This is a genomic window from Gluconobacter sp. GP1, from assembly GCF_032913585.1.
Lineage (GTDB): Bacteria > Pseudomonadota > Alphaproteobacteria > Acetobacterales > Acetobacteraceae > Gluconobacter > Gluconobacter cerinus.
This window is the reverse complement of record NZ_JASGXC010000011.1, coordinates 18,689-25,478: the sequence shown is the minus strand read 5'-3', so window position 1 is coordinate 25,478 and position 6,790 is coordinate 18,689. Positions and strand designations below refer to the sequence as shown.

General features: G+C 59.8%; 9 protein-coding genes. 3 read left to right on the top strand and 6 right to left on the bottom strand.

Annotated elements, in window-relative coordinates; genetic code table 11:
• The 4 genes from mobF to R5H23_RS15550 form a co-directional block, all read right to left on the bottom strand.
• On the bottom strand, window positions 1-1,694 hold a 1,694-nt coding region (gene mobF, locus R5H23_RS15565), incomplete at its 3' end, for a MobF family relaxase (RefSeq protein WP_317215976.1).
• A complete protein-coding gene (locus R5H23_RS15560) occupies window positions 1,691-1,969 on the bottom strand; it encodes a hypothetical protein (RefSeq protein WP_148621345.1) in 279 nt (92 codons plus the stop codon). The genes R5H23_RS15560 and mobF, both read right to left, overlap by 4 nt.
• A 104-nt stretch (window positions 1,970-2,073) precedes the next feature.
• On the bottom strand, window positions 2,074-2,457 hold the full coding sequence (locus R5H23_RS15555; RefSeq protein ID WP_061928995.1) for a type II toxin-antitoxin system PemK/MazF family toxin: 384 nt from the start codon (window positions 2,455-2,457) through the stop codon (window positions 2,074-2,076).
• Window positions 2,447-2,683, bottom strand: a complete 237-nt coding sequence (locus R5H23_RS15550; protein WP_233453568.1) for a BrnA antitoxin family protein — start codon at window positions 2,681-2,683, stop codon at window positions 2,447-2,449. The genes R5H23_RS15555 and R5H23_RS15550 overlap by 11 nt, the downstream gene beginning before the upstream one ends.
• 323 nt (window positions 2,684-3,006) lie before the next feature.
• Between R5H23_RS15550 and R5H23_RS15545 the strand changes: the two genes are divergently transcribed.
• The 3 genes from R5H23_RS15545 to R5H23_RS15535 all read left to right on the top strand — a co-directional run bounded on the left by R5H23_RS15545 (window position 3,007) and on the right by R5H23_RS15535 (window position 5,433).
• Complete coding sequence (locus R5H23_RS15545) at window positions 3,007-3,918, top strand: hypothetical protein (protein ID WP_317215973.1); 912 nt, start codon at window positions 3,007-3,009, stop codon at window positions 3,916-3,918.
• Window positions 3,919-4,006: 88 nt separating this feature from the next.
• The gene (locus tag R5H23_RS15540) at window positions 4,007-4,789 is read left to right on the top strand and encodes a hypothetical protein (protein WP_317215972.1); all 783 of its coding nucleotides are present in this window, start codon (window positions 4,007-4,009) and stop codon (window positions 4,787-4,789) included.
• Window positions 4,786-5,433: a hypothetical protein gene (locus R5H23_RS15535; RefSeq protein WP_317215971.1), complete on the top strand. Its 648-nt coding sequence runs from the start codon at window positions 4,786-4,788 to the stop codon at window positions 5,431-5,433. The genes R5H23_RS15540 and R5H23_RS15535 overlap by 4 nt, the downstream gene beginning before the upstream one ends.
• Before the next feature lie 161 nt (window positions 5,434-5,594).
• Here R5H23_RS15535 and R5H23_RS15530 read toward each other — a convergent pair whose 3' ends face one another.
• Both R5H23_RS15530 and R5H23_RS15525 read right to left on the bottom strand, forming a co-directional pair.
• The gene (locus R5H23_RS15530) at window positions 5,595-5,816 is read right to left on the bottom strand and encodes a hypothetical protein (RefSeq protein WP_317215970.1); all 222 of its coding nucleotides are present in this window, start codon (window positions 5,814-5,816) and stop codon (window positions 5,595-5,597) included.
• 92 nt (window positions 5,817-5,908) lie between these two features.
• Window positions 5,909-6,577 (bottom strand): hypothetical protein, encoded by a 669-nt coding sequence (locus R5H23_RS15525; RefSeq protein ID WP_211561814.1) that lies wholly within the window; start codon window positions 6,575-6,577, stop codon window positions 5,909-5,911.
• Window positions 6,578-6,790: the final 213 nt, after the last annotated feature.

The window sequence follows — 6,790 nt, the reverse complement described above, 5'->3', positions numbered from 1 at the left end:
TAGGTTTGGGAAATGCCCGCATCCTTCAGCGCATCGGCCTGACGCCAGGCAATGGCCGCGCCAATGACGGGACGACCATCCTCCTGCCAGGCGTCGACCAGAGGCTTCAGAAGCGTCGTTTTACCGGAGCCGGCGACACCGATAAGAAAGCCCAGACCGCCCGCCTGACCAAGCGCATTGATGGCCGCAAGCTGCGCAGCGCCGTGTACTGGCTCGCGCGTGAAGTCGAGACCCGACCGGGCGACGGCTGCGGCGATCTGCTCGTCACTGAGCGCGCCGTCCCGCGTGCGCGCCGACAGGCCGGCAAGACGGGCCATATCCTTTTCGAGGGCGATCTGGGCACTTGTCCCGACCCGGAGGCGGCCGTCCTGCTCGCGCTCCAGAAAGCGGACCTGTTGACCGTCGATCTCAATGCCACGCTCCTGGATCAGATCGGCGATCCGCTCGACGTCCTGCGTGCCTTCGATGCCAGCCGCAATGAGACCCCGTGCGGCATGGGTCCGGAACGTGTCCCGGTCGAGAACAGCAGCTGTCCGAAACTCCTCAGCCAATTTCTTCGCCGCAATCGCATAAGCCAGTTCGTAGCGCTCAGCGCGCCCTAATGGCTGGACCTTCTCATTGGTCAGGACAGTATCGTGATACCACCCGATGTCGTGAGCCTGCTCAAGCCAGAACTCCCTGTCGTTGCTGCCATTGTACTTCTTTGAGCGGTAAGCGAGATTTGCGTTGTGAAGGATTGAAAACTTCCGCTCGGCCGACAGATCGTTCCAGTCCAGGCCCTGCCGTTTGGCATAGGCTTTTCCCATTTTCTCCGCCTGGGAATGCCGCTTTGAAAAAAGCTCACAGGCTTTTCGCGGCACACTATCAATCGCGATTGCGCGGCCGCTCTCGTCGACATGCACCGCGATACCGAGCTTGCGAAGTTCGCTTGCAAGTTCCGCCTGGAAATACGCCCCGAACATGAAAGACGTCGCACTGGTAATGCGAGCACTGTCCAGCGAACCCAAATGGCCGCTTTCGGTCGCTACGGCATTCAAAAGCAGATTGTGAATATGCGCCTGTGGATCCCCCGGCACCGGAACTTCCACCGCCGCCGTGGGGCCTTTTGCGCCATCCTGAATCTTCATGACCGGTCGTGCCGTGTAGTGCCGGAACGATACCCACGCGACTTCCCCCCGTTCCAGCGTGGCTGTCTTTCCTGACCCTCTGCGCGCCACGCCGACCTCTTTGGCAATAAACGCCATAGCCTTGTCGTTGGCCTTGTGAATTGCGCTCCAGATGAGCGCCCGCTCGGCATCCGTCGACGCAAATTCAGCGGCAAGCGTCACTGATTTATCGGGTGACGCTGTGAAGTCGATGGCCGAGTGCTCACGCTTCCGGCCTGTGTTGGCCCATTTTTCACCTGTGTCAGCGCGCTTCGCTTCGAACAGATTGGCCAGCGCCTGGTCTGTCGGCACCTTCATGACGTCAATGCCTAGCGCATCAGCGATCCGGGGGCCCATATCTGGCGACCACATTCCCCGCCCATCACGTCCGGTATAGTAGGTTGTCAGCCTGTCACCTGTATCACGGGTCGGATCACTCCGTTCCCGTTCAAAGCGGGCATCCTTCTCCGGCTCGGACTGATTCTCTCTCAGATAGGCGACGATCAGCTTGCCGGCACCTGCCGCAGAAATCTTCCGGTAAGTGATCATCTTCCAGCCTGCGCAGAGAAGGTGGAAGCTTCAAGCCGGCCAAGCTGCGCCGAGATTGTCTCAAGGGCGGCACCCTGCTGTTCCATGGCCTGGGCCATGCGCGCGACGACCTCGACCAGGCCCTCGCCTTCTTCTGCTTTCTCTGGAGGACTGACCATCTGGTGGATTTGGGCGAGCGTCTCCCCGATCTGATCCAGCCGTTGCAAAACGAGGAGCTGAAACGGCGCTTCGCGATCTACCGGTTGCGGGAGGTCAAATACGTTTTCGTCTGGCATGCATCGTCTCCATGGGCAAAGGAGACATTTTGCTCGAGGTGGTTGTGAGTGCCCGCCGACAGAAACTGTCGCTCCGAGCCCACATCGTCTCAGAGACTATCTGCCTAGCCGTCGCATCCTACCAGGAGCGCAATCTGACGTCTGATGGCAGCAAGCTGATCGGATCTCACCTTGCTGCCTGTCACCGTGACACGCTGCTTGGATGTGGTGGTGAGCAGAGCACTGACTGCCCAACAGGGTTTGGTACAGCCATTATCAGCTGTTGGGTCGATCCGTACTGCCAGATCCGGAATGACGAGGTTCTCATCGTCCGTCAACGGCACAAGCATTACGTTTGGCCACTCAGGCGGAAAGAGGTCGTCTTCGACAACAACAGCCGGCCGACGCTTGTTGGGCTCCTTCGGCAGGGCATCTCCGCGCCAGTCCGCCAGCACAATTTCTCCAGGCGAGAAGATCGCTGCCATGGCAACCGGCCGATCAGGAGCCATGGGTTCCGCCAGCCTCTTCAAAAAGCGCCTGGGCGGAAGGCGTCGTAGCGACGTAGCGGGCAACACGCGCACTGTCCCTGCGGATCCGGTCTCGGCGCGCACTCTTTGCCCCTGTCTCCAGCAGATCACGAATGAGCTGGCTCAGAGGGATACCGCGCGCCGTTGCTTCCTGCTCCAGGTCAGTGCGCAACCGCTCGTCCAGACGGATCGATAGGGGGGATGCCATGACACACTCCATACATTCAGAACGTCGTTAACGTAGCGCAATTTCGTAGTGCAAAACAACATATTTGGCAGGGCAGAATGCGCCGAGATGTCTTCGGCCTCGGCCCGCCCCTGCCCCGCCGGATGCAACACCCGCAGGGTGGCGCGAAGCGCAAACTGAAAGTTTGCATTTGTGTATGGAAAAAGAAAAACTCTGTAGCTTTCTTGTAGTCGTTGGTAGTCGATGCGTAGCTCTTACGTAGTCGATTGTAGTCGTTTGGTAGTCGTGTTAAGATGCCCCTGAGAGATGCGTAGAAGCCGCACAACGGCCACGGGAGGCACCACATGGCAGCGACAGGTATCGGGATCAGCGGGGCCATTGGCGCGCTTGAAAACGTGTCTGGAGCGATGTCGCTGCGCGTGTGGATGGAAGCGAACCGCGAAGAGCTACTGCGGGCATGGAACGGGCGTCGTTTGAACTGGCAGGCCCTGTGCGCATGGTTCAAAGACGTTGGGTTAACCAATGCTGATGGGCAGGCACCGACTGTGCGATGTGCCAAAATGACGTGGTATCGGGCAGGCAAGACATTGGCTGCCCGAAAGGACCGTGCAGTGGCAGAGGCGAAGGGTCCTGCTCGTGATCAGGCGGCTCGCAGGACAGTCGTGCCAACAGACAAAGCGCAGTCTGGCCCCTCCAATGAAGAGATTCTTGCGCTCATGGCTGAGGCCGATACCGAGGAGCGCCTCAACAGGGAGCGCCGTGAGCGGATCGCAGGGTATGAGGCACAGCGCAGAGCCAAGGTGGCCCCCGATCAGGCCAGCATTCAGCCGACGGCACCTGCCGAGGTCGTCGAGACCGCGCAGTCCCAGCCTGTCCCCTTAGAGACCGCCACCCGGCCCCGGGTTAGAGTCGGACAGATCGCCAAGCATGTGACGATGCTCACACAAGCCCCCCGCTATGGTGCGGACAAGGACAAGCCGCTTCCGCCGCCTTATGTTGGTCCTCGACCTGATGGAATGCCAGAGTATCTGCCGCTCGACGCTCTCATGCCCCTCGATGCGACAGGGCGTCAGCCTGATGGTCGCATCGACTATGAAGCGCTACCGGGACTGCCACGACGCTCGTTTTTTGAGAGAGATCGAGACTGGGCAAAAGCCTGCATTCCGATGGTGGAGGCTGTCCCTCATGAAGATCGGTCATTGATCCTGCGGGGCTTGCTGATCCGTGCGCGTGATCTGATGAAGACGCTGTACTAGCCACCCCGTCCGCACTCACAAACGGTGTCCGCATACTGACAGTCTCTCCTCTCTGAGCCGGAGATGGCATTGAAAGTAAGGACCTGTCATGAGTGAAAAGCCTACCCCCTCCAAATCACCCCGCACGCCTGTTGCAGCGGTTAAAGCGGGTCGTGGCAATCTAGGAGGATCCACGGCCGAGGCGGCGCTCGCGGAACGCGCCATCATGCAGGGGCGCTCACCTCTGCTTGCGGATGGTGACGCCCGCAATCCCGGGCTCTCGGCGTTCAAATCGGTCTATGAGCGTTTCGGTCTCACGCGTCCCAAGAACGAAGATGCAGGGATCCTGAGAGAGTGGTTTTCAGAGGCGTTCGGAACGGCCGCCGAGCAAAAGAAGTCTCTTCTTGTCGATGTGGGTGGTGGCGATCGGACGCTTGAACTCTGGGCGAAAGAGGAAGGAATCATCTCTCTTGCGGAGAGTATCGGCCTCGAAGTCACCGGCCTGTTCATGTGCGGTCCCCAGCCCGGAGATCTCGACTACATCAAACGCCTTTGGGAAAGCGAACTTTTCCGTCCCAAAAGAGCTCTGCTGGTGTTCAACGACTGGACTGTGCCAGCGGGACACGACCCGGATCGGGCTTTTGGTCGCCTCATTGAGGACCCACTTTTCGAACAGATGCGAGATTGCGAGGTCCGTTATCTGAGGATTCCGAAGCTGAGCGTTTTGCCCGCCATCATCGAGAGTGGGCTCTCCTTCCAGCAAGTCATGGAAAGTGCGCCGCGCCCCTGCGGAACTCCGTTCGACGTTCTGCGTCGTGCGCAGGTCAAGCGCTGGTTTGACCTGATCGAAAGCAACATCGTCGCCGAAAAGGTTGAAAGCTGGCTCCCATGAGTGACGCTGAAACACCTCTTTCCACCCTGCACGCGTTGCAGGATGCGGGCCGCCTGATGGAAGAGGCGGCCCGACTGGAAGGGATGGACCAGTATTCGCCATTCGGGAAATGGATTTCCGCCACCCGTGCCACCATGGACGCCTTTGCACGGCTTGCCCTGTCGTGCGCTTCTGAAATGCAGAATTTCAGAGGGGAAGCCCGCGACATCATCGAGATGGCGAAGCAGGAACAGACCACCCTGCGGGACCAGTTCATCGAAAGCCGTCAGCAGGTCGAAAAGCTGGGGGAAGTCGCGGCGCGGAATGTCGAGAAACAGGAACTGTTTCGAGACCGCGAATTGCAGGCTACCCTCGGGCGGATCGTCTCTGGCGTGACCTCCGAGCTACGCAAGGAAGTTTTCGACCAGTTGCGGACGGAAATTCCGACGCATGAGCGCCAGTTCTACAAGGAAGCCCGGTGGCGCGCCTATGTGCGGATGACGCTGGCCGGTGCGGTCCTCATGGGCCTCGGCTTTGCGTCTGGCTACACGTATGACGGCTATGCGGCGAGTGTTGGCCGTTATTGCGCAGAGCATCAGGCGTTCGACACGAAGGGCGCGTCATGGTGTCAGATCAACCCGCCGCCGATCCTACCAAAGTCCTGAGCGGACTCTTGCACACCCGCACCAGGGCGAAGCCCTGACGCAGCATACGTCACAGCCGCGCTTGCGCGGTTGTGTCCATTTTGGCGCGGTCTGACCGGACAACAAAAAAGGCGGCTCCCAGGGGAACCGCCTTTTGCATGTGCGGACCTGGCCGAGGCCGATCAGGCGAGGCCGTTCGAGGCGGCCCGGATCTCGGCAGGGGTGGCACCAGCGGCGCGCGCGTCGTCTGCGGCCTTCTCAATGCTGGAATCAAAGCGGGTATTTTCCAGAAAGGTCATGAGGGCGTCCGCGATGGCAAAGCCACGCGCAAGATGCTCCAGCCTTCTCAGGGGGAGGCTCTTGGCGCTGGCGTCGGGGACATATTGGGCGAGTGCGTGAGACATGGGACAGGCTCCACGACCGGGCGGGGCCGGTCGCTCTTCGATGTGCAGAGGGACAGGAAGAGGCCGCGCCCTGTGGGCGCGGCGCGTGCGGCCTAGAGCACGGCCCCCCATTGTGCAGCGCGGACGTTTTCGGTGAGGCTGCGGCCCGTGTCCTTGACGTAAGGCTTCCAGTCTTCCCCGAACAGTTCGCGGTAGGCGTCACATGCACCCTTGGCCATAACAGCGAGCGCGTAAGCCTTGGGGGCCTGCTGTGCAGCGAAACGGACGGCCCGATCTACACGATTTTCCCCGCCGTCGATGCCCTGCCGGTCCTCGTCGCGGCTTTCGTTGCTGAAAGAGTTCTGCTCGTCGCGGGCAATCTGGCGCTTGTTCTCATAGAAGTTGGCGGCACCATAGGCAGAGCGGATCAGGCCGTCCACGATGCGGCCAAGGTGCATTTCCATGGCCTTGAAATTGCGCTCACCCCGGAAATCGGTGACGACAAGCACGTCCTCAAGAAGCGTGTACTGTTCGCGGATCATGCTGACACCGGCCCCCGTCAGTTCGTCATAGTCGCCAGCCTCGAAACCGAAATGCTGAACAATGGCGGCAATCTTGTCGTCATTGGGGGCGAGACGGAGAACATCGGCAAGGGTTGGGGAGGCAATAGCCTTGGTGCGCTCGCGGGCTTCGTTGAAACGGCGGACGGCGGCGGGGCTGGCCTTGTTTGCAGCCTTGCGGTTCTGGGCCTTCGGTGCGATTGTGGTTGCTGCGTCGGACATGAAACTACCCTTTCTAGTCTAGCGAAGTCCCGTTCGGTGCTGGTAACACCGTTCGGGGCGCTTTGTCTTGAGGGTCAATCCCTCTCGACAAGTAAAAGATAGCCTTTCTGGCTTTTTCTTACAAGAGAAAAAACGCAGAAAACCGCCATAAAACGCGCCTTATTTTTGCATGACAAGTAAAAAGATTTCTTGATTACTTCATGAATACCTGTC

Excerpts from the sequence above, each read along its gene's own strand:
- R5H23_RS15535 (WP_317215971.1), top strand. The coding sequence starts at position 4,786 with ATGAGTGACGCTGAAACACCTCTTTCCACCCTGCACGCGTTGCAGGAT.
- R5H23_RS15530 (WP_317215970.1), bottom strand. The coding sequence starts at position 5,816 with ATGTCTCACGCACTCGCCCAATATGTCCCCGACGCCAGCGCCAAGAGC.
- R5H23_RS15540 (WP_317215972.1), top strand. The coding sequence starts at position 4,007 with ATGAGTGAAAAGCCTACCCCCTCCAAATCACCCCGCACGCCTGTTGCA.
- R5H23_RS15555 (WP_061928995.1), bottom strand. The coding sequence starts at position 2,457 with ATGGCTCCTGATCGGCCGGTTGCCATGGCAGCGATCTTCTCGCCTGGA.
- R5H23_RS15550 (WP_233453568.1), bottom strand. The coding sequence starts at position 2,683 with ATGGCATCCCCCCTATCGATCCGTCTGGACGAGCGGTTGCGCACTGAC.
- R5H23_RS15545 (WP_317215973.1), top strand. The coding sequence starts at position 3,007 with ATGGCAGCGACAGGTATCGGGATCAGCGGGGCCATTGGCGCGCTTGAA.
- R5H23_RS15525 (WP_211561814.1), bottom strand. The coding sequence starts at position 6,577 with ATGTCCGACGCAGCAACCACAATCGCACCGAAGGCCCAGAACCGCAAG.
- R5H23_RS15560 (WP_148621345.1), bottom strand. The coding sequence starts at position 1,969 with ATGCCAGACGAAAACGTATTTGACCTCCCGCAACCGGTAGATCGCGAA.